Raw genomic sequence first — 23,691 nt, 5'->3', positions numbered from 1 at the left:
CGGTACCTCAGTTGAGCGCGTTGGGTCTGGCCAAACGGAAGACCGCGACCGGCGCGCGAAATTCCTCCCCATTTGCACTGCGCATGCCATAGCTGCCTTGCATGCTGCCCACCGGGGTTTCCAGCAGACAACCACTGGTATAGGTGTAGCTGGCACCGGGCTCGATCAGTGGCTGCTCGCCCACCACACCCGGGCCGCGGACTTCCTGGACCTTGCCGTTGCCGTCGGTGATGACCCAGTGGCGATCGAGCAGTTGGGCGGCGACCTGGCCGGCATTGCGGATGGTGATGGTATAGGCAAAGGCGAAGCGGTTTTGCGCCGGGTCGGACTGCTCGTTCAGATAGCGTGTCTGCGCCTCGACCAGAATGTTCTGTAGCCGGGAATCAGTCATGGTCACGCTGCTCGCGAGCCAGGCGGTTGGCCAGCCGCACAAAGCCGGCCAGGTCGATCTGTTCCGGCCGCAGGGTCGGATCGATACCTTCGGCGGCGATGGCATCGGCATCGAGCAGGCCCTTGAGCGTGTTGCGCATCGTCTTGCGCCGCTGATTGAAGGCTTCACGGACGATCAGCTCCAGGACCTTGGGATCATCAGCGGGATGCGGCAGCACGGCATGGGGCGTCAGGCGCACGATCGCCGAGTCGACCTTGGGCGGCGGATTGAAGGCGCCGGGACCCACATCGAACAGATGCTCTACCTGGCAATGGTACTGCACCATGATGCCCAGGCGGCCGTAATGATTCATGCCGGCGCCGGCAGCCAGGCGCTGCACCACTTCCTTCTGCAGCATGAAATGCATGTCGGCGATGCAGTCGGCCTGATTGAGCAGATGGAACATCAGCGGCGTGGAGATGTTGTACGGCAGGTTGCCGACCACCCGCAGTTTCTCACCCGGCTGGGCCAGGGAACGGAAATCGAACTTCAGCGCGTCGCCCTTGTGCAAGGTGAACTGCGGGTTGCCGCCGAAGCGGGCCTGCAGCAGCGGGTGCAGGTCATGGTCCAGCTCGACCACGTCGAGTCGGCCACCACTGGCGAGCAGACCTTCGGTCAGCGCACCCTGGCCCGGACCAATCTCGACCAGGTGCTGGCCTTCACGCGGGGCGATACCACGCAGGATACGATTGATCACGCCGTGATCATGCAGGAAGTTCTGACCGAAACGCTTGCGCGCCCGGTGTGGAGCAAATTCATTCATTGCCGGCCTCGGGCTTCGATCATGCTGATGGCGGTGTGCAGGGCGACCTTCAGGCTGCCAACGTCAACCTGTCCGGTGGCGGCCAGATCCAGCGCTGTGCCGTGATCGACCGAGGTGCGAATGATCGGCAGGCCCAGGGTGACGTTGACCGCCTGACCAAAGCCCTTGTGCTTGAGCACCGGCAGGCCCTGGTCGTGATACATCGCCAGCACCGCATCGGCCTGATCGAGATGTTTGGGGGTGAACAGGGTATCGGCGGGCAGTGGACCATCCAGCTGCATGCCTTCATCGCGCAGGCGCTCCAGCAGCGGGATGATGATGTCGATCTCCTCGCGGCCCAGGTGCCCGCCTTCGCCGGCGTGGGGGTTCAGACCGCACACCAGGATGCGTGGCGCGGCGATGCCGAATTTGCTGCGCAGATCGTTGTGCAGGATGCGGATTACCCGTTCCAGCGCCTGCGGGGTAATGGCATCGGCTACCTCGCGCAGCGGCAGATGGGTGGTCGCCAGGGCCACGCGCAGGCCGGGGCAGGCCAGCATCATCACTACCTGCTCAGTGCCGGTCTGGTCAGCGAAGAACTCGGTGTGCCCGGAGAAGGGCACACCGGCATCGTTGATCACGCCTTTGTGCACCGGCGCTGTCACTACCGCGGCGAACTGCCCGTCGATACAGCCCTGGCCACCCAGACGCAGGGTTTCCAGCACGTAGCGGGCGTTGGCCGGGTTCAGTTTGCCGGGCTGGCAGCCAGCCGCCAGGGGTACTGGCAACACACTGAGCTGGCCGGCCTGCTGCGCAGCTGGTGGGCGTGTCGGGTCGTAGGCTTGCAGTTCTATGGCAAGGCCGAGCTGATGGGCACGCTCGGCAAGCAGGTCCGGATCGGCGATGACCACGCGCTCATGGGCACAGGGCTCACGGGCCAGCAGCAGACACAGATCGGGACCGATGCCGGCGGGTTCGCCGGCGGTCAGGGCAATGGCGGAAACAGTCACTTAGCTCTTGATCTCGACATAGGCTTCGTCACGAATCTCCAGCAGCCAGGTCTGCAGCTCCTCATCGAACTTGCGGTTCTGCAGCAGGTTGCGGGCTTGCTGCTCACGCATTTCATCGGTCATATCGACCTGCCGCTGACCTTCCACCTGCAGGATGTGCCAGCCGAACTGGCTCTGGAACGGCGCTGAGATCTGATTTTCCGGTGTTGAAGTCATGACCTCGCGGAACTCGGGGACCATGGCGTCGGCAGTCACCCAGCTGAGCGAGCCACCGTTGAGTGCCGAGCCCGGGTCTTCCGAGAAGGAGCGCGCCAGGGTGGCGAAGGATTCGCCGGCACGGATGCGCTCATACAGCCGCCCAATCAGCTGGGCGGCTTCTTCTTCGCTGCGGATTTCGCTGGGCTTGATCAGGATGTGGCGCACATTGAATTCGTCCACCAGCAGGTTGTCGCCGCCGCGCTTTTCCAGCAGCTTGAGAATGTGGTAACCAGCGGGGGAGCGCAGCGGTGCGGTAATCTCGCCAATCTCCAGATCGGCTACCGCATTGGCGAAGGTCGGAGGCAATTGGGCGGCCTTGCGCCAGCCCAGCTCACCGCCTTCCAGGGCGTGCTCACCACCGGAACGGCTGACCGCCAGGCGAGTGAAATCAGCGCCCTCGCTCAGTTCGCGGTGGATATCGCTGACAACCTCAGCTTGCTGGCGGGCCTCATCGCTGCTGGCGTTTTCCGACACCGGCAGCACGATCATGGCCAGGCGGTAATCGGCGGCGGTCTGATAGCGACCGACTTCGGAGTTGAGGAAGTTGCGCACTTCCTGATCACTGACCTGAATCCGCTCGGCCACCCGGCGCTGGCGCACCCGGTTGATGATCATTTCCCGGCGCACCTGTTCGCGTGCCTGGTTGTAGTTGATGCCGTCGCGATCGAGGGCGGCGCGAAACTGCTCCAGGGTTACCCCGTTGCGCTCGGCCAACTGCTGCATGGTCTGGTTGAGGCTGGCATCATCGATACGAATGCCGGCTCGCTCGCCCATCTGCAACTGGATGCTTTCCAGCACCAGACGGTCGATCACCTGGGTGCGCAGCACCTCTTCGGGAGGTAGTTCGGTACCCCTTTCGCTGAGTTGCTGACGGATGGTGTCCATCCGCTCTTCCACCTGGCTCTGCATGACCACGTCGTTATCGACGATGGCCGCGACCCGGTCCAATTCAACCATCTGGGCTTGCAGGCCAGTGCTGATCAGCAGACCGGCACACAGGCCGATGAGCTTGCGGTGTAGCTTAAAATGCATTGTTTTCACGCTCTCTGTAGCCATTGATGCTTTCTTCCAGAAGCGCATCCACTCCACTGCCGGCAACGTTGCCGAGGCCTTTGAAGACGATCTGGAGGAAAATGCCACGATCCGGTTCATCATTGCGGTTGGGGTTGAGACTCCTTTCATCGTAGTCGATCCAGTAACGATTGATCACCCGGAGTTTCCAGCAGCAGCTGTCGTACTCGAAGCCGCCGAATGCTTCCACGGTCCGGTTGCGGCCATAGTCGCGTTGCCAGCGGCCGATCAGGCTCCATTGTGGGGAAACTGGCCACATGAAGGACATGTCATGATGGTCGGTCTTGTAGTAGTTGCGGACATAGTTTGGCGTGCCCGGGACTCCGTAGTCCGGGTTGGTTGTCCATTGGCCTGTTTCTCGATCGAAACGCATGGTGTCGTTGCGGTAGCGATAGCCGACATTCAGGATCTTGCGCGGGTTGTCCTCCGGCTGGTAGTGCCACATGGCGCTGCCGCTACGAGTTTCGCTCTGGTCGGCATCCCAGTTGAATGATGAAGTAAAGCGCCAGTCCCGGTTGAAGCGGTACTGGTACACCATTGCTATCGGGGATTCCGATGATTGCGCACTTTCGCGGTCGCGGTAGTCGATTCCGCGCAGCTGCACCTTGCGGTCACGGAAATAGAAACTCTGGCCGATGCTGAACCGCTGGCGCTCGAAGCCATTCGCCTCGAGCCAGCGATTGGTCAGGCCCAGAGACACCTGGTTGGCATCACCAATCCGGTCTTTGCCCGAGAAGCGATTCTCCCGCCACAGCGAGGCATAGCCGAAGGCTGGCTCGCTTGAGTCGAAAATCGGAATGTTGTCCTGATCTTCTTCCGGCACGTGCAGATAGAACAGGCGGGGCTCAAGGGTCTGGGTATAACTTTGACCGAACAGCTCGGTGGGGCGATCGAAATACAGGCCGCTATCCACGCTGAAGATGGGCACGCTGCGGTCCTGATTGCTGTCGAAGCGCTCATAATAGACGCCATCTCTTTGGCCCAGGCTGGCTTGCCCCGCACTGTCCAGAGAAAGGTCGTAGCGGGTATAGGCATATTTCAATGAGGGGTGCACGAAGCCCCAATCCCAATCCAAGGGTAGGCTGATGCTTGGTTCAAGATGCAGGCGTTCGCCTTCCGCCCGAGTGAGGCCGGTCAGACGGTCATCGTACCAGCGATGTTCGGGCAGCCCGGTAATACCATCTTCATCAGTAAAATATCCATCCATCAGGTTGCGCTGAAAGCTGACGAATTCACTGCCGTAGCTGAAGCGCAGTCCGCCAGGCTGAAACGGTAGCGTGCCATTCAACGTGATTTGTGGAAGACGTTCATAAGGGGTGATGTCGGTTACCGTTGCTCTTTCATAGCCGTGCACATTGATAGCGGCCCGGAAACTATCGCCCTGCCAGCTCACCCCGGCACGTTGGTCGAGGAAGTTGCCTGTGTCGATGCCGAGGTAGGTATCAAGATCCTGAAAATAATAGGGATCGCTGATATCGGTATAGTCTACGCTGGCCTGCAGCCGGGGCGTGATGTTGCTGACATGTTGCCAGCTATACATCCAGCGTTGATCCCGATATTTGGATTGCTGCTCACGCTCATCCTCACTGTCATTCAGTACCGATGCGCCGAACTGCCCTTCGCTGGTTGGGGTCAGGTAGCGGAACTCGCCCTCCATCTGAAGCCCTCGATCGCTCATCAGCGTGGGATACAGGGTGGCGTCATAATTCGGCGCAAGGTTGAAATAATACGGCGTGGTCAGGTGTGAGCCAGAGCCGCTGCTATAAGACATGCTCGGCACCAGCAGACCGGACATCCTGCGGTCATCCAATGGGAAATAGATGTACGGGGTATAGAACACCGGTACATCCTTCACCTTCAGGGTCACATGCTTGGCTTCGCCCCAGCCTTTTTCCCGGTCCAGCTCGATATCATCACTGTGCAGGCTCCAGGCGTTGTTGCCTGGGGAGCAGGTGGTATAGCTGCCATCGGTCATGACGATGACGGCGTCGTCGCGGCGCATCAGCTTTTCGGCGCTGCCGCGGGCATTGGCGTCGTGGACGACATAGCGTACCTGCTCGATACGGGTTTCGCCGCTGTCGATCTGCATCTGAGCCCGATCACCCAGTACCAGTACACCCTGGTCGCGCAGGCGCACGTCGCCGTTCAGGCGGACCAGATTGTTGCCCTGATCGAAGCTGGCTTCATTGGCCTGGGCCTGGAGTCGGCCCTGCTGCAGCAAGACGTCGCCCTGCAGGGTGCCGGTCTGGTTGCGTTGTTCGAAGCTGCTGGAGTCGGCGCTGGCATAGACCGGGAGCTGGTCGAAGGGGGTGTTGTCATCCCGACCGGCCCGCGGCGGCTCGATGTAGTCGCCACTGCAATAGGGGGCGATGGCAGCCTGCTGGGCTTCGGTCAACTGGTCGCGGGGTACCCAATCCAGTTCGCTGAAGTCCGCCGTCTGCGAACTGGCGGCGGGCTGGCGGATTTCACTGACGGCGCGCTCCGGCTCCGGCTCTGCTTCGGTGGTACGTACCACCGGCGTGCCGGGCCGCGGCGGCAGGTCCGCGGTGGCTTCGAGTGGCACGCAGACCCAGCCACCGCCGGCGCTGTCGGCGCGGCATTCGACCTGGCTGACCGCCAGGCTGGTAGCGGGTTGGGCCAGCAGGAGTCCGCTGGCCAGCAGCAGGGAGAAGGAGGGGCGAAACGGTGGTTTTGGGTAGGCCATTTGTCGTTATCCGGGATTCAGTCGGGCGTGCAGGCTCGCGATGACTCGGAAGCGTCTCCCTTGTGCGAGGCAATTGCAACATGCATGCTGCGTCTGCTTATCGAGATCGTGGATAATAAAGCATTGTTAGGCGCCAGAGCCAGTGCGGAAGCAGGAGACCCCAAGGTGGATGCAAGACGAAGTTTGTTGGAGGCTTGGTTGCCCGCGGCGTTGGCCGAGGCGCACCAGCGGCAGGGCTGGGCTCAGGTTGGTGCCGGCGAGCTGCAACCGGCCAGTGCCGATGCCAGTTTTCGCCGTTATTTTCGCTGGAGCGATGGGGCGCACAGCCTGATCATCATGGATGCGCCGCCGGAGCAGGAAGACGTGCGGCCATTTATCCGGATCGCCGGTTTGCTGGCCGCCGCCGGCGTGAAGACACCCGCCATTCTCGCCGCCGACCCGCAACAGGGCTTTCTGCTGCTGGAGGATCTGGGCGCGCGCACCTATCTGCAGAGTATCCAGGCCGGGGTGAGCGATGCTGAGCTGGAGCGGCTGTACGCCGGGGCCATCAGCGCTCTGGTGCGCTGGCAGGCCAGTAGTCGGCCGGGTGAGCTGCCCGAGTACGATGAAGCGGTATTGCGCCGTGAGCTGGCGCTGTTTCCTGATTGGTTTGTCGCCCGACATCTGCAGCATGAGCTGAATGCCGAGCAGCGGGCGGACTGGGAAACCTTGTGCACTACATTGCTGGACAGCCATCTGGCCGAGAACAAGGTCTTCGTGCATCGGGACTACATGCCGCGCAACCTGATGACGGCGCCGGGCGAGCCTGGCGTGCTGGATTTTCAGGATGCGTTGTACGGGCCGGCCAGTTATGACGTGACCTCGCTGTTTGCCGATGCCTTTTTCAATCTGCCGCTGGCCGAGCGTGAGCGCTGGGTCGGCCGCTACTGGGAGCAGGCGCGCGCAGCAGGTATCGACTTGCCGGCGCACTTTGACACCTTTCTGGGTCAGTCCCGGCTGATGGGCGTGCAGCGCCACCTCAAGGTGCTGGGCATCTTCGCCCGCATCCGCTATCGCGATGGCAAACCGCATTATCTGGAAGATGCACCGCGCTTCGTGCAATACCTGCGTGATGCCTGCGACAGCGATGCGCGGCTGGCCCCGCTGAGCCGCTTGCTGGACAGTCTGGAGTTGTAATAGATGAAAGCAATGATCCTGGCGGCGGGCAAGGGTGAGCGTATGCGCCCGCTGACCCTGCATACCCCCAAGCCGTTGCTGCCGGTGGCCGGAAAACCGCTGATCCAGTGGCATATCGAAGCCTTGCAACGGGCCGGACTGGGCCAGCTGGTGATCAACCATGCCTGGTTGGGGGAGCAGCTTGAAACGGCCTTCGGTGATGGTGCCGCCCACGGCGTGCGGATCAGTTGGTCGGCCGAGGAGCAACCGCTGGAAACCGCCGGCGGCATCCTGCGCGCCCTGCCGTTGCTGGGTGAAGAGCCTTTTGTGCTGGTCAATGGTGATATCTGGACCGATTTCGACTTTTCCCGGCTGCAGTTGCCAACTGGCAAGCTGGCGCATCTGGTCTTGGTGGATAACCCGCCCTTCAAAGCCCATGGCGACTTCCTGCTGCGCGAAGGGGCAATCGTCAATCCCGCGAACGAGGCCGAGCGAAGCGCAGCCCTGACCTACAGCGGCATAGCGGTATTGTCGCCACGGCTGTTCGCTGGCCTGGCCGAGGGCCCGCAACCGCTGGCGCCGCTGCTGCGGGCCGCTGCCGAGCAGGGGCTGGTCAGTGGCGAAGCCCATGCTGGCAGCTGGATCGATGTCGGCACGCCGGAGCGGTTGCAGCAGGCCGATCTGCGGGCGCGGGAGCGCTGATATGTTGTGGCCGGTGACCGTAGTGGGTGTGCTGTTGGGAAGTGCCATTGCCGGCGTGCCCGGCGGTATTCTCGGTGGGGTACTCGGCCATGCGCTGGACCGGCATTGGGGTTTGCGGCGCTGGTCCGAGTTGCCGGCGCAGCTGGGGCGGCGGCTGGGGCTGAGGCCGGAATTCCAGCAGGTGCTTTTTCTCTGTCTGGGGCGTATGGCCAAGGCCTATGGCAGGGTAACGCCCGAGCACCTGCAGTTGGCTCGGGAACTGATGCAGCAGTACCGCCTGGATGAGTCACAACGGTTGGCCGCCATGGCCGATTTCAACCGGGGCAAGTTGCCGGCCACCACTATGGAGAGGCAACTGCGCCGCTTGTGCCGCCAGCAGCCGGGGCGCAATGCCGAGTTGCTCGATGGTTGCTGGCGCATGGCGCTGGTACAGGGGCAGCCGAGTACGGCCGCGCGCCAGCTGCTCGACCGCTGGGCCGTCATTGCCGGCCTGGGCAAGGCCGAGCAGCAGCGGATGCAACAGCGCCACCAGCGCCGCCGCCCGGGCAGCGCCGCCCCGGTTTCCGCCGGTGGTGGGCTGCAGCAGGCTGCGGCCGTGCTGGGCATTGAGCTCGACGCGGAACCGGCGCAGATCAAGCGCGCCTATCGCCGGCTGCTCAGCCGTCATCACCCGGATAAGCAACTGGCCGCGGGTGCGAGTGAGGCCGAGTTGGCCGCAGCGGGTGAGCAAGTCCACCGGATCCAGCAGGCCTACGAGAAGATCCGGCGGTATCGCGGCTTCCGCTGACGGGCGCGCAGCCAGCGCATCCCCACGAGTGCTGCTCGAGAGGGTAGAATACCCGGGTTCCGATTATCCCAGAGGTCTGCCATGCCTGATTACGCGATAGCCCCGTCCATTCTCTCTGCCGACTTCGCCCGTCTCGGGGAAGATGTGGACCGGGTGCTGGCGGCGGGTGCCGACATTGTTCATTTCGATGTGATGGACAACCACTACGTACCCAACCTGACCATTGGCCCGATGGTCTGCACTGCGTTGCGCAAATACGGCGTTACCGCGCCCATTGACGTGCATCTGATGGTCCGCCCCGTCGACCGCATCATCGGTGATTTCCTCGAAGCCGGCGCGTCCTTCATCACCTTTCATCCGGAAGCCAGCGACCACGTTGATCGCTCCCTGCAACTGATCAAATCAGGTGGCGCCAAGGCCGGGCTGGTGTTCAACCCGGCAACCTCGCTGGACGCCTTGAAGTACGTGATGGACAAGGTCGACATGATCCTGCTGATGAGCGTCAACCCCGGTTTCGGTGGGCAGAAATTCATCCCCGGCACCCTCGACAAGCTGCGCGAGGCGCGGGCGCTGATCGACGCCAGCGGGCGGGATATCCGCCTGGAAGTCGATGGCGGCGTGAACGTGCAGAACATCCGGCAGGTAGCCGAAGCGGGCGCTGACACCTTTGTTGCCGGCTCGGCCATTTTCAATGCGCCGGATTACAAGACTGTGATCGATCAGATGCGCGCCGAACTGGCCCAGGTGAAGCGCTAGCATGAGCGAGCTGGAGCGGCTGTTCGACGGTGCCTTGCCACGCCTGGTGATGTTCGATCTGGACGGCACTCTGGTCGACTCGGTGCCGGATCTGGCGGCAGCGGTGGACCAGGTACTGGCCCTGCGCAATCGTCCGGCCGCCGGCGTCGCGCGGGTAAAGGACTGGGTTGGCAATGGTGCCCTGGTCTTGGTGCGCCGTGCACTGGCCGATAGTATTGATCATGCGAACGTGGACGAGGCCGAGGCCCAGGCGGCGCTGGCTGATTTCATGCAGGCCTATTCCGGCGGCCATGACGCTACCACCGTCTACCCGGGCGTGTCGGCGTTGTTGGACTGGCTGCGGGCGCGGCAAGTGGCGTTGGCGGTGATCACCAACAAACCCGAACGCTTCGTTGCGCCGTTGCTGGAAGAGAAAGGGCTGGGCCGCTTCGACTGGATTATCGGTGGCGATACCCTGCCAGTGAAGAAGCCCGATCCGGCGGGGCTGCTGCAGGTCATGTCCGCCGCTGGCGTGACCGCGCAGCAGAGCCTGTTCGTCGGTGATTCGCGCAACGATGTACTGGCCGCTCGCGCCGCCGGCGTCAGGGTGGTCGCGGTCAGCTACGGTTACAACCATGGCCGGTCGGTTGCACTGGAGGAGCCGGACCTGCTGGTTGATTCGCTCGATGCGCTCATATAGTCTTGCAGCGTTACCTGTTCACCGAATCGATGGATCAGCCGTGTTTGTCAGCAACCGCATACTGATGGGAATGATGAAGGCGCTCGCCCGCTGGCGTTGGCGTCCCTGAACTTCTTTCGCCTGCCTTCTGCGCAGGCGCCCGGTTTGTGTGTGTGACATCTACCCGCCCATGAGGCTGATCATGACCCAAGACGAATTCCTCCGCCTGGCTGCCCAGGATTGCAACCGCGTACCCGTTGTGCGCGAGGTGCTGGCTGATATGGACACGCCGCTGTCCACCTATCTGAAACTGGCCGACGCGCCCTATTCCTATCTGCTCGAATCCGTACAGGGCGGTGAGAAGTGGGGCCGCTATTCGATTATTGGCTTGCCGGCGCGCACCTTGCTGAAGGTGCATGGCTACACTGCCAGCGTGCTGGTGGACGGTATCGAAACCGAATCCCACCAGTGTGAGGATCCGCTGGCCTTCGTCGAAGAGTTCAAGGCGCGCTATCAGGTGCCAAGTATTCCCGGGCTGCCGCGCTTCAATGGCGGGCTGGTCGGTTATTTTGGCTACGACTGCGTGCGCTATGTGGAGCGCCGGCTTGGCGATTCGCCCAATCCCGATCCGCTGGGTAATCCGGACATCCTGCTGATGGTGTCCGATGAGGTAGTGGTATTCGACAACCTGGCCGGCAAGCTGCACGTCATCGTATTGGCCGACACGGCAAACGACGATGCCTGGGAGCAGGCCAACCGCCGTCTGGATAGGTTGCTGGCGCAACTGGCCGCGCCCTTCACCCCGCGTCCTGGCCTTGACCTGGCTGCCGTCGCCGAGCGTGATCTGGAATACCGCGCGAGCTTCACCCGTGAGGATTACCAGAACGCGGTCGACACCATCAAGGATTACATTCTGGCTGGGGATTGCATGCAGGTGGTGCCATCCCAGCGCATGAGCATCGACTTCAAGGCGGCGCCGATTGACCTGTACCGCGCCCTGCGCAGCCAGAATCCGACGCCCTATCTGTACTTCTTCAACCTGGACGACTTCCATGTGGTTGGCAGTTCGCCCGAGGTGCTGGTGCGGGTCGAGGAGGGTGAGGTGACGGTGCGGCCGATCGCCGGTACCCGCCCGCGGGGGGCCACCGAAGAGGCTGACCTGGCGCTGGAGCAGGATCTGCTGTCCGACGCCAAGGAGCTGGCTGAGCATCTGATGCTGATCGACCTGGGGCGCAATGACGTGGGCCGGGTGGCTGCCATCGGCCAGGTGCAGGTGACCGAGAAGATGGTCATCGAGCGCTACTCCAATGTCATGCACATCGTTTCCAACGTCCGTGGCCGGTTGCGCCCCGAGTTGACCGCCATGGATGCCCTGCGTGCCATCCTGCCGGCGGGCACTTTGTCCGGCGCGCCGAAGATCCGCGCCATGGAAATCATTGACGAGCTGGAGCCGGTCAAGCGCGGCGTCTACGGTGGCGCGGTGGGGTACTGGGCCTGGAATGGCAATATGGATACCGCGATCGCCATCCGCACCGCGGTCATCAAGCACGGTGAGCTGCATGTGCAGGCTGGCGGTGGCATCGTCGCCGACTCGGTGCCCGAGCTGGAATGGGAAGAAACCATCAACAAGCGTCGCGCGATGTTCCGCGCCGTGGCGCTGGCCGAACAATCGGCCGAGTGAGGAGCTGAGCATGTTATTGATGATCGACAACTACGACTCCTTCACCTGGAACGTGGTGCAGTACCTTGGTGAATTGGGTGCCGAGGTCAAGGTCGTGCGCAACGATGAGCTGAGCGTGGCGCAGATCGAGGCGTTGCAGCCTGAGCGCATCGTGATATCGCCCGGCCCCTGCACGCCGAACGAAGCCGGTGTCTCGGTACCTGTTCTCCAGCACTTTGCCGGCAAGCTGCCGATTCTGGGCATCTGCCTGGGCCATCAGAGCATCGGCCAGGCCTTCGGCGGCGAGGTGGTACGCGCCCGTGAAGCCATGCATGGCAAGACCAGCCCGGTCTACCATCGGGGCGTGGGCGTATTCGCCGGGCTGGCCAATCCGTTGACCGTGACCCGCTACCATTCCCTGGTGGTGCAGCGTGATACCCTGCCCGATTGCCTGGAGATGACTGCCTGGACGCAACATGCGGACGGTACGGTGGACGAGATCATGGGGCTGCGCCATTGCCAGTACATGATCGAGGGGGTGCAATTTCATCCCGAGTCCATTCTCAGCGAACAGGGCCATGAACTGCTGGCCAACTTTCTCAAACAGCAGGGCGGAATGCGCAGCTGACGATTCAGGAGATTCTAACAATGGATATCACCACAGCGCTGGCCAGGGTTGTCGAACAGATCGACCTGTCCACCGAGGAAATGCAGGACGTGATGCGGCAGATCATGACCGGCCAGTGCACTGATGCGCAGATCGGCGGCATGCTGGTGGCGCTGCGCATGAAGAGTGAAAGCCTGGATGAAATCACCGGCGCGGCCCTGGCCATGCGTGAGCTGGCATCCAAGGTGGCGATTCCGGGGGATAACCTGGTCGATACCTGCGGCACCGGTGGTGATGGGGCAAACATTTTCAATGTGTCCTCGGCGGCGGCCTTTGTGGTGGCGGCTGCTGGCGGTCAGGTGGCCAAGCACGGCAACCGTGCGGTATCCGGCAAGAGCGGCAGCGCCGATCTGCTGGAGGCGGCGGGCATCAACCTGAACCTGACGCCGGAGCAGGTGGCGCGCTGTGTAGAGCATGTGGGCGTCGGCTTCATGTTTGCCCCGGCGCACCATGGGGCGATGAAGCATGCGGTCGGGCCGCGGCGCGAGTTGGGCATGCGCACCTTGTTCAATATGCTTGGGCCGATGACCAACCCGGCTGGGGTCAAGCATCAGGTGATCGGGGTGTTCAGCAAGGCGCTGTGCCGGCCGATGGCCGAGGTGATGGGTCGTCTGGGCAGCCAGCATGTACTGATCGTGCATTCGCGCGATGGTCTGGATGAAATCAGCCTGGCCTCGCCGACGCATATTGCCGAGCTGAAAGATGGCAAGGTCACTGAGTATGAGGTGAGCCCGGAGGATCTGGGTATCAAGAGCCGCAGCCTGATCGGGCTGACCGTGGAAGGCCCGGAGGCATCGCTGAAGCTGATCCGTGATGCGCTGGGCAAGCGCGAGACCGAAGTCGGCGAGAAGGCGGCGGATATGATCATCCTGAATGCCGGTGCTGCGCTCTATGCAGCCGACGTGGCGAGTACCTTGAAAGAGGGTGTTGAGTTGGCCTCCGATGCGCTCTATTCGGGCATGGCCCGGGAAAAGCTGGCCGAACTGGCGTCCTTCACTGAAATCTTTCGCGAGGAGGCGCTGCAGAAATGAGCCTGCCGACCATTCTGGAAAATATCGTTGCGCGCAAGTATGAAGAAGTGAAGGAAAACCGTGCGCGCATTTCAGTGGACGAGCTGCAACGGCTGGCCACCCGAGCTGATGCACCGCGCGGTTTTGCCCAGGCGCTGCGCCAGCGGGCGGCAGCGCAGCAGCCGGCGGTGATTGCCGAGGTGAAGAAGGCGTCGCCGAGCAAGGGGGTAATTCGCGCGAACTTCAACCCGGGGGAGATTGCGGTCAGTTACCAGCAGGGTGGTGCGGCTTGCCTGTCAGTACTGACCGATATCGATTTCTTCCAGGGTAGTACGGAGTATCTGCAGCAGGCTCGTGCGGCCTGCGATCTGCCGGTTATCCGCAAGGATTTCATGGTCGACCCCTATCAGGTGGTCGAAGCCCGGGCGATGGGCGCTGATTGCATTCTGCTGATTGTGGCTTCGCTGGAAGATGGGCAGATGGCTGAGCTGAATGCCGCTGCGGTCGAGCTGGGGATGGATGTGCTGGTTGAGGTGCATGACGGTGCCGAGCTGGACCGGGCGCTGCAACTGGATACGCCGTTGGTAGGTATCAATAACCGTAATCTGCATACCTTCGAGGTGTCCCTGGATACCACGCTGCAATTGCTGAGCCGTGTGCCGGCGGATCGTCTGGCGGTTACCGAGAGTGGCATTCTCACTCGTGCCGATGTGGAGTTGATGCTGGGCAATGATGTTTATGGTTTCCTGGTGGGCGAGGCGTTTATGCGGGCGTCTGATCCGGGGGCTGAGTTGAAGCGATTGTTTTTCTGATTGTTTGGTACACCCCTTGTTGCGGTTAGTCCGTGCAGCGATGCGCGGGCGACCAGCTCCTGCCCGGACCCGCTCTAGCCATCCATGGGCGCTCGTGTGGTGACCTTCCCTGGCCGCCACAGGGGCCGGTCGGAGGCTAGCCTCCCCCGGGGTGGTTGTTAGAGAAATGCAGGTATTCAGAGACGTTGTATTCAAGACGTATCTATAAATCAGATATTTCCTACCCAATATTTCCCCTTTTTGTTTTCCTGTGTCGATGTATGATCTTCGCATCATCGGTACCGGACATATTCAAATGCAACTGAGAAATTCACAGCAACGCTACGGCCTGGTGGCCATCGTGTTGCATTGGCTGGTGGCTCTGGCGGTGATCGGGCTGGCGATACTCGGCTTGTGGATGACTGACCTGAGTTACTACAGTCCCTATTACCGCAGCGCTCCGTTCTGGCACAAGAGTATCGGCATCACCCTGGCCGCCGTGCTGGTGTTGCGGCTGCTATGGCGCTGGGGCAATCCGCGTCCGGCGCATCTGCCTAATCATAAGCGCTGGGAAATCAGCGTGGCGGGTGTGGTGCATGGGCTGCTATACCTGATGCTGTTGGTTATCGTGCTCAGTGGTTATCTGATTTCTACGGCCACGGGGCAAGGTATCAGTGTCTTTGGCTGGTTTGAGATACCGGCTTCGATAACCGGTCTGCCCAGTCAGGCTGACCGCGCCGGAGCAGTGCATTACTGGGTAGCGATAGCGGTACTGGGATTGGCGGCGTTGCATGCGTTGGGCGCCCTGAAACATCATTTTCTTGATCGTGACGATACATTGCGCCGCATGCTGGGCATGCGAGCGCGGTAATTGACGGATTCATAGGAGAAACAGGTATGAAAAAGATTTTTGCTGGGGTCGCTCTGGGTGGTTTGATGGCTCTGTCCGGCTCGCTGTACGCAGCTGACTACCAGATCGACAAGGAAGGCCAGCATGCCTTCATCAACTTCAAGACCGGGCACATGGGTTTCAGCATGTTGCATGGCCGCTTCAACGATTTTGATGGTACCTTCAGCTGGGATGCGGAAAATCCGGAAAACAGCAAGGTGAACGTCACCATCAATACCGCCAGCGTGGACTCCAACCATGCCGAGCGTGACAAGCATTTGCGCAGCGATGACTTCCTGAATGTGGCCAAGCATCCCCAGGCCACCTTTGTTTCCACTGGCGTGGAAGTGACAGGTGAGAACACCGCCAAGGTCACCGGTGACTTCACCTTCAACGGCGTGACCAAGCCGGTGGTGATCGACGCCCGCTTCGTTGGCGAAGGTGATGATCCCTGGGGCGGCTACCGTGCCGGTTTCGAGGGCACCACCAGCATCAAGCTGGCGGACTATGACGTGTCCATGGATCTTGGGCCGGCCTCTGCGGTGGTCGAGCTGGATCTGACGATCGAAGGCATCCGCCAGTAAGATCGGCGCGATACTGGAAAGCGAGCCTGCGGGCTCGCTTTTTTTTGTCTGTTCGATTGCGCTGGCCAGACGCTTCCGCTAGCATCGTAAACAATAACTATTCTTAATAATCGGGGATCCCTGATCAGTGCCGACAGTGCTTTGTGACTGTTGCGGGCGCGGCTTGTGGGTCTGCAGAAAGGAGTTGTCATGCTGTCAGGTCTGTCCCGTTTTGCTGCTGTTTCGAGCGTGTGTCTGGCTTTGGCCATGGGCGCTGGTGCGTCTGTTGCTCATGCCGAGAGCGTCGCCGTGACCCATTCCAGTGGCGAGACCCAGGTGCCAGTGCAACCGCAGAAGGTGGTGGTGCTCGACTGGTCAACGCTCGATACCCTGGCGCAGCTGGGCGTTACCGTCAGCGGCATTCCTTCTTCCAACCCGCCGGACGTGCTCAAGCAGTACCGCGAGGGCGAATTCATTCGTGCTGGCAGCCTGTTCGAGCCGGACTTCGAGGTGCTGAAGAATGCCGAGCCGGATCTGATCATCCTCGGGCGCCGGGCGCAGGGTAAGTATGCGGAAGTGTCCCGGTTCGGTACCACCATTGACCTGACCCCTGATCCGAACGATCTGCTGGGGAGTGTCGAGCGCAACACGCTGTTGCTGGGTGAGGTGTTCGGCAAGCAGGAGAAGGCTGCCGAGCTGGTTGCCGAGTTGAAGTCTTCCGTGGCGCAGTTGCGTAGCCTGACGGCGGAGCAGGGCGACGGTCTGCTGTTGCTCACCACCGGTGGCAAGATGGCCGCCTTCGGCAAGGGTACCCGCTTCGGTCTGATCCACGATGTGTTTGGTGTCGAGCAGGCGGTAGCTGATCTCAAGACCGGCCGCCATGGCCAGGCAGTGTCCTTCGAGTTTCTGCTGGAGGCTGATCCCGATTGGCTGTTCGTGATGGACCGTGATGCCGCGATCGGCCGCGAGGGTACTGCTGCGGCTGAGTTGATGGACAACGAGCTGGTCGAGGCTACCACCGCCGGCAGCAAGGACCAGATCGTCTACCTGGACCCGGCCAGCTGGTATCTGCTGGACAACAGCGGTATCGGTGTGATGCAGAACAGTGTCGATGAACTGATTCAGGTATTCTCTGCGGCACGCTGAGTAGTCGCCCTTTCGCTGTCCAGGCAGGATGCATGTCACATTCCCTTTCTCCATCTCCAGGGGCGCCCGATAGGGGCGTCCTCTGGTTGTTTCTGCTGCTCGCGCTGGTGGTGGTGCTCGCGCTATGCAGCCTGAACGTCGGCGCCAGCCGCATGAACCTGTTGAATGTCCTTACCGCCGATCCGGATGACCGGATCTCGAAGATTCTCTTTGTCAGTCGACTGCCTCGTACCATTGCGCTGATCCTTGCTGGTGCGGCGCTGGCTGTGGCTGGGGCGATTCTGCAGATGATGGCGCGCAACCGGTTGGTGGATACCTCGACTACCGGCCCCATGGCTGCGGCGGCGCTGGGTATGCTGGTGCTGGCCATCGTGCTGCCCCAGGGCTTGCCATTGTGGGGGCGGTTCCTGGTGGTGAGCACTTTTGCGGCCGGCGGCATTCTGCTGTTTCTTGGTGTATTGCAGCGCATGCCGCTGCGCTCGGCGTTGATCGTTCCCCTGGTCGGATTGGTCATGGCTGGGGTGGTGCATGCAGCCAGCGGGTTGATTGCCCATCACTTCGATCTATCGCAATCGCTGCGCGCCTGGAACAGTGGCGACTTCTCGGCGATCTTGCGTGGGCGCTACGAGTTGCTGTGGGTCGCCGCCGGGCTGACGGTGGCGGCGATGGTGTTGGCGGATCGTTTTACCGTGATCGGCATGGGCCGGGATTTTGCCACCAATATCGGCGTGAACTACGGACTGTTGATGGCCGCTGGCGTGGCACTAGTAGCGATGATCGTCGGTAGCGTGGTGGTAACCGCCGGGGTGATTCCCTTCATCGGGCTGGTGGCGCCGAACCTGGTGCGGTTGATTGCCGGGGATAATCTGCGCCGTGCGGTGCCGCTGATGGCGCTGCTGGGTGCGGCGTTGCTGCTGGCGGCGGATTTGCTGGGGCGGCTGCTGATCCATCCCTACGAAGTACCCTCGTCCAACCTGCTGTCGATCATCGGCTGCGTGATTTTCCTTGCCGTGCTGCTGCAGGGGAGGGCGAAATGGTCCTGAATCTGTGGCGTCGTCCGGGCACCCGGGTGCTGTTGTTGGGCGTGCTGGCGGCGCTGTGCGTGATTGGCTTCATGACGGTGAATGTGCAGACCGATTGGCACTTCATCCTCGAATACCGCGGTAATCGGCTGCTGGCGCTGCTGCTCACCGCCGCTGCCATCGGCGTGTCCACCGTGCTGTTCCAGACCATTACCCACAGCCGGCTGTTGACGCCATCGCTGATGGGTTTTGATGTGCTCTATGTGCTGGTCAATACCCTGACGCTGCTGGTGCTGGGCGGCGGTGCCCTGGCCGAGTGGGCGCCTGCGCTGCGCTTTGCGTTGCAGGTCGTGCTGATGGTGGCGTTGGCGCTGCTGCTGTTTCGCCTGCTGTTCTCCGGCTCGGTGCGCAGCCTGCATCTGATGATTCTGCTGGGTATGCTGGCCGGCATCCTGTTTCGTGAGTTGTCCGGACTGGGTGCGCGGGTGCTTGATCCGAGCGAATTCGGCGTCAGCACCGGCGTGGCGCAGGCCAGTTTCAGCCGGGTGAACACTGAACTGCTCGGCGCGGCGGCGATGGTTCTGGTGCTGGGTGGAATACTGCTGTGGCGCTGGTGGCGTTGTCTGGATGTGCTGAGTCTGGGCCGGGATATCGCCATCAACCTGGGCGTGGCCCATGGTCGGGTGGTGCTCGGCATCATGGCGGTGATCGCGGTATTGGTATCGGTAGCTACGGTGCTGGTCGGGCCGACGCTGTTCTTCGGCTTGCTGATCGCCAATCTGGCCTACTGGTTCACCGGTTCCCAGCGCCATTGTTGGACCCTGCCGGCCAGCGTGCTGGCGGGCATCATCTGCCTGGTCGGGGGCCAGCTATTGCTGGAGCACCTGCTGGCCTCAACCCTGCCGCTGGCACTGGTCATCGAGCTGGCCGGCGGCCTGCTGTTCATAGCGCTGCTGATGCGCGGAGTCAGACAATGATTGAAACCCGGGGTGTATCCAAACGCTATGGCGATGTGTTGGTCGTCGATGACGTCAGCCTGAGCATTCCCCGAGGTGGCTTCACCTCGATCATCGGCCCCAACGGTGCCGGCAAGTCGACACTGTTGTCGATGATCAGCCGGCTGACGCCGATGAGCGCTGGCTCTGTGCAGGTCGATGGCATGGATGTGACCCGCACACCGGGCAATGTGCTGGCGCGCCGGCTGTCGATCCTGCGCCAGGACAATCAGACATCCCTGCGCCTGACCGTGCGGGATCTGGTCGCCTTCGGGCGCTTTCCCCACTCCGGCGGCCGGCTGACCGCCGAGGATCTGCGCCATGTGGACGAGGCTATGGACTATCTACGGCTGGGCGACTACCGGGATCGGCCGATCGACGAGTTGTCCGGCGGTCAGCGCCAGCGTGCCTATGTGGCCATGGTCATGTGCCAGGATACCGAGTATGTGTTGCTCGACGAACCGCTGAACAACATCGATATGCGCTTTGCCGTGGACATGATGCAGCTGCTGCGCCGCGCAGCCGATGAGAAGGGCAAGACGGTGGTGGTGGTGCTGCACGACATCAATTTTGCCTCGTGCTATTCGGATCACATCATTGCCATGCGCCAGGGCCGGCCAGCCTATCAAGGGTCGCCGCAGGAGATTATCCGCGACGAGGTGCTGCGGGATCTCTATGAGATGGATATCCAGGTCCACGAGGTCAACGGCCAGCGGATCTGCACCTATTACCGCTGAGCTTGTGGAAGGGGGTCTACCAAGCCGGTCCGGACGTTACGAGACGGTGCCGACCGCTTGCCCATACGCCTGTGCTTCACCGATCACCCAGTCCCTGAACCCCTGCAGCGTCGCTGATTCGGCCTTGCGCTCGGGGATTACCAGATAATAGGCGTTGCTGCTGTCGAAACTGTGCGGACTGGCCACCGCCAGTCGGCCGCTGGCCAGCTCGTCGCGAATCAGAAAGGGGGGAATCAGTGCCACGCCCAGCCCGTGCATGGCGGCCTGGGCCAGCATGGAAAACAATTCCAGGCGAGTACCATTCAGGTCGTGCTCCACGCGCAAGCCAGCGGCGGCGAACCACTGGCGCCAGGCATAGGGGCGAGTGGATTGCTGCAGCAATGGCAGCCGGCTGATCTGTTCTGCGGTCAGTTCGACCTGCTCGCCCAGTAATGCGGGGCTGCACACCGGTACCGGCGATTCGTTCATCAGAAAATGCACCTCGGTACCGGACCATTCCCCATCACCAAAATAGATCGCTGCGTCGAACTCGGTATCGGCGAACAGGAAGGGACGGGTACGGTTGGTCATATTGATGGTCACGTGCGGATGTCGCACAAGGTACCGGTTCAGGCGTGGCAGCAGCCACTGGGTGCCGAAGGTGGGTACCAACGCCAGTTCCAGGGTCGCGGTACCATGGTTGCCCATCACCGACAGGGTGTCCCGCTCCACCGCGTCCAGGCGATTGGCGATGCGTCGACTATAGGTTTCGCCGGCCTCGGTCAGGCGTACGCCCCGGCGGGTGCGGCGGAACAACTGGATATCGAGAAAGCTCTCCAGGTTGGCAATCTGACGGCAGACGGCGCTCTGGGTCAATGCCAGCTCTTCGGCGGCCTTGGTGAAGCTTTCATGCCGGGCGGCAGACTCGAAACAGACCAGCGCCTGGGTCGGCGGTATCTTGCGACGCATGGGGGGCTCCTGTGAAACGGCGGCAAACCATTCGTGCCGAGGGCAAGCCGGCCGGGCCGGCGACATGGGTCTGTCGCGCTGCGCGAGATCGCTTGCACTCGGTAGCTTGATGCTTTTAGTTGATTGTTCGGAGTTCCAATCTAGCACAATGGGTTGAAAAAAACGCGCTTGCCCCGTCGCCCTCTGCGGACTAGCCTTGCTTACAGTTCACACAACAATCACCGATGGAGTATCCATGGCCAATAGCAAAGCAAGTTTCAACTGGGCAGATCCGCTGCTGCTGGACCAGCAGCTCACCGAAGAAGAGCGCATGGTGCGGGACTCGGCAGCGCAGTATTGTCAGGACAAGCTGATGCCGCGGGTACTCAACTCGTTCCGCAACGAGGATACCGATGCCAGCATCTTCCGCGAAATGGGCGAGTTGGGCTTGCTGGGTGCGACCATCCCTGCCGAATACGGCGGTAGCGGTCTGAACTACGTGTGCTACGGCCTGATCGCCCGTGAAGTGGAGCGTGTCGACTCCGGTTATCGCTCGATGATGAGTGTGCAGTCCTCGCTGGTGATGGTACCGATCAACGAGTTCGGCTCCGAGGAGCAGAAGCAGAAGTACCTGCCGAAACTGGCCAGCGGCGAATATATCGGCTGCTTCGGTCTTACCGAGCCTAACCACGGTTCCGATCCGGGGTCCATGGTCACCCGGGCGCGCAAGGTCGACGGCGGCTATCGTCTCAAGGGCGCCAAGATGTGGATCACCAACAGCCCGATCGCCGATGTATTCGTGGTCTGGGCCAAGACCGAAGACGATGTCATCCGCGGCTTCATCCTCGAGAAAGGTTGGGAAGGTCTGAGCGCGCCGGCGATCAAGGGCAAGGTCGGCCTGCGTACTTCTATCACCGGTGAAATCGTGATGGACGATGTCTTCGTGCCGGAAGAGAACCTGCTGCCCGGCGTGACCGGCCTGCGTGGGCCCTTCACCTGCCTCAACTCGGCTCGCTATGGCATCGCCTGGGGCGCTTTGGGTGCGGCGGAGTTCTGCTGGCACACCGCCCGCCAGTACACCCTGGATCGCACCCAGTTCGGCCGTCCGCTGGCCCAGACCCAGCTGGTACAGAAGAAGCTGGCAGACATGCAGACCGAAATCACCCTGGGTTTGCAAGGTTGCCTGCGGTTGGGCCGGATGAAGGATGAGGGCACCGCTGCGGTGGAGATTACCTCGATCATGAAGCGCAACTCCTGCGGCAAATCGCTGGATATCGCCCGGGTGGCGCGGGACATGCTCGGTGGCAACGGTATCTCCGACGAGTACGGCGTGATCCGCCATGTGGTGAACCTGGAGGTGGTGAACACCTACGAAGGTACTCACGATGTGCACGCGCTGATTCTCGGCCGGGCGCAGACCGGATTGCAGGCATTCTTCTGAGGTTGATCGGTACCTTGGCAACGGCCCCGCGAGGGGCCGTTGTCGTTTCAGAGCGCGGTATTGACGGGGACCAACAGGACCGGTTGCTCACTTTCCCGAGCGACGCCCTCGGCGGTACTGCCGATCATCAGGTCGTGAATCGGTGTGGTACCGCGTTTACCGAGGATGACCAGAGATACTCGCTCGGCGGCGGCGGCCTTGACTATTTCGCGTACGGCCGAGCCCTTCACCTGACGGGCGACCACCAGCTCATGGCGGCGGGTGAGGTCCTCGATCTGCTCGTTGATGACAGCGGTATTGTCTACCTCGTCGGTTTCCACCCAGAGTACCAGCCCGTGCCGACCGCCGGTGAGGAAGCGTTCGAACACACGCTGGGCGACCTGAGCTGGGCGCGAGCCGTCGGTTGCCAGCAGGACCGGGGCGCTGGGTTCCGTGACAGGGCCACTGGCCGGTAGGATCAGCAGCGGCAGGTGGGTAATGCGGGCCAGGTTCAGGGTGACATTGCCATAGAACAAGGCTCGTCCAGCGGAATGACTCTGGTTGAGAACGATGATGCCGTCGGCCTTGTGTCGGCGCGCGGCTTCGTGCAGTTCGCTGGCGGCGAAGCCGCTGCGCACTTCGTAATCTACCGTGATGCCAAACTCGCCGGAAAGCTGGCGCGCCAGGTCAGCGAGATGGCTGGCGGCTGAGGCTGCACTGTCCTCCACGTGCATTCGCCGGGTGGTGTCCACCACATGCACCAGGGTGAGCCGCCGTACCGCAGTCAGCTGCAGCATTGGCGGTAGCCGCTCGCAGGTCTTCTGCCAGCTTTCCGAATAGTCGAAAGCGAGAATACAATGATTGAGCATGGACATTCTCCCGTCGTGATATGGGTTCCAGTCTAGCCCACCGCCAACAGCCGTGACGGTGGGCAATCAAAAGGATAGCCGCTCCCGGGGGGGGACCGCGCCGCAATCCGGTTGGGTCCAGCGGGAGATCTCCTGCAGCTGGATGCTGACGGGGTTGCCCGCTGCGGCTTCGCTGATGTCTGCATCGAGCTGCACATTGCCACGCCCGAGAAAGGAAGAGCGGATCTCGTAACTGCTGATGATTTCGAGATGGCCCCGCATGTCACCATCGAAGCCGTGTTCGGCCTGACAACGACCATGGACATTCAAGGTGGAGCGGTCCACCGGGTGCACTGTCAGCTCGCACTCGGGCACGTCGTGCTGAATCTCCTGCTGCAGGGTTTCCAGTCGGACCAGTTCCACTGCCTGCTGGGGAGTGAGGCACTCCATTTCGACGGTCGGATTGCTGCGACTGATGGCAGCTTCATCCAGCAGTGCCCGACGTTGGGCGGCGGTGTCTTGGGGTAATTTCTGCTGAGCCTCCTGCAGCGTCTGCAGGCGCTCCTCCTTGTCGATCAGGACGCGTTTTTCGATGCGCCACAGACCTGCCTCCGGCGTGGGACTCAATTCATAGGCGTGAGCGGACAGGGCGAGCGGAACCAGCAGCATGAGCGCGGATGGGGCGCCTTTCTTCATCGAAATCTCCTGTCAGATGAACGGTCCTTCATTTGGGATTAATCACT

The 23,691-nt window shown here is 61.8% G+C and carries 24 protein-coding genes; 16 read left to right on the top strand and 8 right to left on the bottom strand.

All coding sequences use genetic code 11. The annotated features are described in order from the left end of the window. Positions 1-7: 7 nt before the first annotated feature. From apaG to DHB74_RS04795, 5 genes are read right to left on the bottom strand one after another with little or no spacing between them, the layout of a single operon-like run. Positions 8-391, bottom strand: coding sequence for a Co2+/Mg2+ efflux facilitator ApaG/CorD (gene apaG, locus DHB74_RS04815; RefSeq protein ID WP_036989142.1), 384 nt, complete (start codon positions 389-391; stop codon positions 8-10). After that, entirely contained in the window at positions 384-1,193 is an 810-nt protein-coding gene (rsmA, locus tag DHB74_RS04810) for a 16S rRNA (adenine(1518)-N(6)/adenine(1519)-N(6))-dimethyltransferase RsmA (RefSeq protein WP_074777536.1), read from the bottom strand. Before rsmA ends, apaG begins: the two co-directional genes overlap by 8 nt. Beyond that, entirely contained in the window at positions 1,190-2,182 is a 993-nt protein-coding gene (gene pdxA, locus DHB74_RS04805) for a 4-hydroxythreonine-4-phosphate dehydrogenase PdxA (protein ID WP_499160888.1), read from the bottom strand. The genes rsmA and pdxA overlap by 4 nt, the downstream gene beginning before the upstream one ends. Beyond that, a complete protein-coding gene (locus DHB74_RS04800) occupies positions 2,183-3,472 on the bottom strand; it encodes a peptidylprolyl isomerase (RefSeq protein ID WP_074777540.1) in 1,290 nt (429 codons plus the stop codon). Further along, on the bottom strand, positions 3,462-6,215 hold the full coding sequence (locus tag DHB74_RS04795) for an LPS-assembly protein LptD (RefSeq protein WP_499160887.1): 2,754 nt from the start codon (positions 6,213-6,215) through the stop codon (positions 3,462-3,464). The genes DHB74_RS04800 and DHB74_RS04795 overlap by 11 nt, the downstream gene beginning before the upstream one ends. A 165-nt stretch (positions 6,216-6,380) precedes the next feature. Here DHB74_RS04795 and DHB74_RS04790 point away from each other — a divergent pair, with 165 nt between their 5' ends. From DHB74_RS04790 to DHB74_RS04720, 15 genes are all read left to right on the top strand, one after another. Then, positions 6,381-7,391 carry an aminoglycoside phosphotransferase family protein gene (locus tag DHB74_RS04790; RefSeq protein WP_499160886.1) on the top strand — a complete coding sequence of 337 codons (1,011 nt, stop codon included), beginning with the start codon at positions 6,381-6,383 and terminating at the stop codon, positions 7,389-7,391. Between the two features lie 3 nt (positions 7,392-7,394). Continuing rightward, the gene (gene murU / locus DHB74_RS04785; RefSeq protein WP_036989150.1) at positions 7,395-8,072 is read left to right on the top strand and encodes an N-acetylmuramate alpha-1-phosphate uridylyltransferase MurU; all 678 of its coding nucleotides are present in this window, start codon (positions 7,395-7,397) and stop codon (positions 8,070-8,072) included. Between the two features lies 1 nt (position 8,073). Continuing rightward, entirely contained in the window at positions 8,074-8,859 is a 786-nt protein-coding gene (locus DHB74_RS04780; protein WP_499160885.1) for a DnaJ domain-containing protein, read from the top strand. A gap of 81 nt (positions 8,860-8,940) precedes the next feature. Next, positions 8,941-9,615: a ribulose-phosphate 3-epimerase gene (gene rpe / locus DHB74_RS04775; protein WP_036989152.1), complete on the top strand. Its 675-nt coding sequence runs from the start codon at positions 8,941-8,943 to the stop codon at positions 9,613-9,615. Position 9,616: 1 nt separating this feature from the next. Continuing rightward, on the top strand, positions 9,617-10,294 hold the full coding sequence (locus DHB74_RS04770) for a phosphoglycolate phosphatase (protein ID WP_036989153.1): 678 nt from the start codon (positions 9,617-9,619) through the stop codon (positions 10,292-10,294). 181 nt (positions 10,295-10,475) lie between these two features. Then, positions 10,476-11,954, top strand: a complete 1,479-nt coding sequence (gene trpE, locus DHB74_RS04765) for an anthranilate synthase component I (protein ID WP_499160884.1) — start codon at positions 10,476-10,478, stop codon at positions 11,952-11,954. 10 nt (positions 11,955-11,964) lie between these two features. Continuing rightward, positions 11,965-12,561, top strand: a complete 597-nt coding sequence (locus DHB74_RS04760; RefSeq protein ID WP_036989154.1) for an aminodeoxychorismate/anthranilate synthase component II — start codon at positions 11,965-11,967, stop codon at positions 12,559-12,561. 20 nt (positions 12,562-12,581) lie between these two features. Then, on the top strand, positions 12,582-13,631 hold the full coding sequence (gene trpD, locus DHB74_RS04755; RefSeq protein ID WP_036989156.1) for an anthranilate phosphoribosyltransferase: 1,050 nt from the start codon (positions 12,582-12,584) through the stop codon (positions 13,629-13,631). Continuing rightward, entirely contained in the window at positions 13,628-14,422 is a 795-nt protein-coding gene (gene trpC, locus DHB74_RS04750) for an indole-3-glycerol phosphate synthase TrpC (RefSeq protein WP_074777555.1), read from the top strand. The genes trpD and trpC overlap by 4 nt, the downstream gene beginning before the upstream one ends. A gap of 295 nt (positions 14,423-14,717) precedes the next feature. Next, positions 14,718-15,272, top strand: coding sequence for a cytochrome b (locus tag DHB74_RS04745; protein WP_074778673.1), 555 nt, complete (start codon positions 14,718-14,720; stop codon positions 15,270-15,272). A 26-nt stretch (positions 15,273-15,298) separates the two neighbouring features. Beyond that, positions 15,299-15,874: a YceI family protein gene (locus DHB74_RS04740; RefSeq protein WP_036989160.1), complete on the top strand. Its 576-nt coding sequence runs from the start codon at positions 15,299-15,301 to the stop codon at positions 15,872-15,874. A 189-nt stretch (positions 15,875-16,063) separates the two neighbouring features. Next, positions 16,064-16,999, top strand: coding sequence for a siderophore ABC transporter substrate-binding protein (locus DHB74_RS04735; RefSeq protein ID WP_036989161.1), 936 nt, complete (start codon positions 16,064-16,066; stop codon positions 16,997-16,999). An 86-nt stretch (positions 17,000-17,085) separates the two neighbouring features. Next, positions 17,086-18,042 carry an iron chelate uptake ABC transporter family permease subunit gene (locus DHB74_RS04730; protein ID WP_499160883.1) on the top strand — a complete coding sequence of 319 codons (957 nt, stop codon included), beginning with the start codon at positions 17,086-17,088 and terminating at the stop codon, positions 18,040-18,042. Then, positions 18,033-18,998: an iron chelate uptake ABC transporter family permease subunit gene (locus tag DHB74_RS04725; protein WP_499160882.1), complete on the top strand. Its 966-nt coding sequence runs from the start codon at positions 18,033-18,035 to the stop codon at positions 18,996-18,998. The genes DHB74_RS04730 and DHB74_RS04725 overlap by 10 nt, the downstream gene beginning before the upstream one ends. Further along, a complete protein-coding gene (locus DHB74_RS04720) occupies positions 18,995-19,753 on the top strand; it encodes an iron ABC transporter ATP-binding protein (protein ID WP_036989167.1) in 759 nt (252 codons plus the stop codon). The genes DHB74_RS04725 and DHB74_RS04720 overlap by 4 nt, the downstream gene beginning before the upstream one ends. Before the next feature lie 36 nt (positions 19,754-19,789). On the opposite strand, the gene DHB74_RS04715 is transcribed toward DHB74_RS04720, so the two are convergent. Continuing rightward, on the bottom strand, positions 19,790-20,701 hold the full coding sequence (locus tag DHB74_RS04715) for a LysR family transcriptional regulator (protein ID WP_036989169.1): 912 nt from the start codon (positions 20,699-20,701) through the stop codon (positions 19,790-19,792). Between the two features lie 235 nt (positions 20,702-20,936). Between DHB74_RS04715 and DHB74_RS04710 the strand changes: the two genes are divergently transcribed. Continuing rightward, entirely contained in the window at positions 20,937-22,121 is a 1,185-nt protein-coding gene (locus DHB74_RS04710) for an acyl-CoA dehydrogenase (protein WP_499160881.1), read from the top strand. Between the two features lie 47 nt (positions 22,122-22,168). Here DHB74_RS04710 and DHB74_RS04705 read toward each other — a convergent pair whose 3' ends face one another. Together DHB74_RS04705 and DHB74_RS04700 are read right to left on the bottom strand one after the other, a co-directional pair. Continuing rightward, on the bottom strand, positions 22,169-22,969 hold the full coding sequence (locus tag DHB74_RS04705; protein ID WP_499160880.1) for a universal stress protein: 801 nt from the start codon (positions 22,967-22,969) through the stop codon (positions 22,169-22,171). A gap of 66 nt (positions 22,970-23,035) precedes the next feature. After that, positions 23,036-23,644, bottom strand: coding sequence for a DUF3617 family protein (locus DHB74_RS04700; RefSeq protein WP_499160879.1), 609 nt, complete (start codon positions 23,642-23,644; stop codon positions 23,036-23,038). Positions 23,645-23,691: the final 47 nt, after the last annotated feature.

Source organism: Pseudomonas sp. G11-1, from assembly GCF_024031555.1.
GTDB lineage: Bacteria > Pseudomonadota > Gammaproteobacteria > Pseudomonadales > Pseudomonadaceae > Halopseudomonas > Halopseudomonas bauzanensis.
The sequence above is the reverse complement of the archived record's forward strand: the minus strand, read 5'-3'. Positions and strand labels throughout refer to the sequence as shown.

Excerpts from the sequence above, each read along its gene's own strand:
- apaG (WP_036989142.1), bottom strand. The coding sequence starts at position 391 with ATGACTGATTCCCGGCTACAGAACATTCTGGTCGAGGCGCAGACACGC.
- rsmA (WP_074777536.1), bottom strand. The coding sequence starts at position 1,193 with ATGAATGAATTTGCTCCACACCGGGCGCGCAAGCGTTTCGGTCAGAAC.
- DHB74_RS04800 (WP_074777540.1), bottom strand. The coding sequence starts at position 3,472 with ATGCATTTTAAGCTACACCGCAAGCTCATCGGCCTGTGTGCCGGTCTG.
- DHB74_RS04795 (WP_499160887.1), bottom strand. The coding sequence starts at position 6,215 with ATGGCCTACCCAAAACCACCGTTTCGCCCCTCCTTCTCCCTGCTGCTG.
- murU (WP_036989150.1), top strand. The coding sequence starts at position 7,395 with ATGAAAGCAATGATCCTGGCGGCGGGCAAGGGTGAGCGTATGCGCCCG.
- DHB74_RS04780 (WP_499160885.1), top strand. The coding sequence starts at position 8,074 with ATGTTGTGGCCGGTGACCGTAGTGGGTGTGCTGTTGGGAAGTGCCATT.
- rpe (WP_036989152.1), top strand. The coding sequence starts at position 8,941 with ATGCCTGATTACGCGATAGCCCCGTCCATTCTCTCTGCCGACTTCGCC.
- DHB74_RS04770 (WP_036989153.1), top strand. The coding sequence starts at position 9,617 with ATGAGCGAGCTGGAGCGGCTGTTCGACGGTGCCTTGCCACGCCTGGTG.
- trpE (WP_499160884.1), top strand. The coding sequence starts at position 10,476 with ATGACCCAAGACGAATTCCTCCGCCTGGCTGCCCAGGATTGCAACCGC.
- DHB74_RS04760 (WP_036989154.1), top strand. The coding sequence starts at position 11,965 with ATGTTATTGATGATCGACAACTACGACTCCTTCACCTGGAACGTGGTG.
- trpD (WP_036989156.1), top strand. The coding sequence starts at position 12,582 with ATGGATATCACCACAGCGCTGGCCAGGGTTGTCGAACAGATCGACCTG.
- trpC (WP_074777555.1), top strand. The coding sequence starts at position 13,628 with ATGAGCCTGCCGACCATTCTGGAAAATATCGTTGCGCGCAAGTATGAA.
- DHB74_RS04745 (WP_074778673.1), top strand. The coding sequence starts at position 14,718 with ATGCAACTGAGAAATTCACAGCAACGCTACGGCCTGGTGGCCATCGTG.
- DHB74_RS04740 (WP_036989160.1), top strand. The coding sequence starts at position 15,299 with ATGAAAAAGATTTTTGCTGGGGTCGCTCTGGGTGGTTTGATGGCTCTG.
- DHB74_RS04735 (WP_036989161.1), top strand. The coding sequence starts at position 16,064 with ATGCTGTCAGGTCTGTCCCGTTTTGCTGCTGTTTCGAGCGTGTGTCTG.
- DHB74_RS04725 (WP_499160882.1), top strand. The coding sequence starts at position 18,033 with ATGGTCCTGAATCTGTGGCGTCGTCCGGGCACCCGGGTGCTGTTGTTG.
- DHB74_RS04720 (WP_036989167.1), top strand. The coding sequence starts at position 18,995 with ATGATTGAAACCCGGGGTGTATCCAAACGCTATGGCGATGTGTTGGTC.
- DHB74_RS04715 (WP_036989169.1), bottom strand. The coding sequence starts at position 20,701 with ATGCGTCGCAAGATACCGCCGACCCAGGCGCTGGTCTGTTTCGAGTCT.
- DHB74_RS04710 (WP_499160881.1), top strand. The coding sequence starts at position 20,937 with ATGGCCAATAGCAAAGCAAGTTTCAACTGGGCAGATCCGCTGCTGCTG.
- DHB74_RS04705 (WP_499160880.1), bottom strand. The coding sequence starts at position 22,969 with ATGCTCAATCATTGTATTCTCGCTTTCGACTATTCGGAAAGCTGGCAG.
- DHB74_RS04700 (WP_499160879.1), bottom strand. The coding sequence starts at position 23,644 with ATGAAGAAAGGCGCCCCATCCGCGCTCATGCTGCTGGTTCCGCTCGCC.